The sequence below is a fragment of the Mesorhizobium sp. M7A.F.Ca.CA.001.08.2.1 genome (assembly GCF_003998455.1).
In the GTDB taxonomy this organism is placed as follows: Bacteria; Pseudomonadota; Alphaproteobacteria; order Rhizobiales; family Rhizobiaceae; genus Mesorhizobium; species Mesorhizobium ciceri.
Map to the genome: position 1 here is coordinate 1 of NZ_RZPW01001472.1, position 448 is coordinate 448.

1 protein-coding gene is annotated in these 448 nt (G+C 59.4%); it reads left to right on the top strand.

All coding sequences use genetic code 11. The features are described from left to right. The coding region (locus EN914_RS38050; RefSeq protein ID WP_281034716.1) for an ImcF-related family protein at positions 1-448 on the top strand (448 nt) is incomplete at both ends.

Consider the following 448-nt stretch of genomic DNA (forward strand, 5'->3'; position numbering starts at 1 on the left):
GCTCGAAAAGCACCTGCGCGCCATGCTTGCATTGGACGACGCCTATGATCCGGTCTTCGAACTCAACCAGCCGCTTGTCGAAGCCGCTCAACGTTCACTCGGGCGTATGAGCCTTGCCGATCGCGCTTCGGCCTTGATCAAGTCGGCTATATACGCAGCGGTGCTGGACGATTTTTCACTGTCTCAGAAAGGCGGGCCGGAAGCGCAGCTGCTGTTCGAGCGCATCGATGGCGGCGATCTGTCAGGGCTTCGTATTCCCGGCATCTATACTCATTCCGGCTTCAACACCTTCTATCTCCGGCAACTGTCGCGCATTGCGCAGATGCTTGTCGACGAGCAGTGGGTTCTCGGGGGCGGCGGCGAACACGGCGACATCAACCAGCAATTGCTCAAGCTCGGCCCCGAACTTCTTGATCGCTACGGCAAGGAGTTCGCGGCCGCGTGGAAC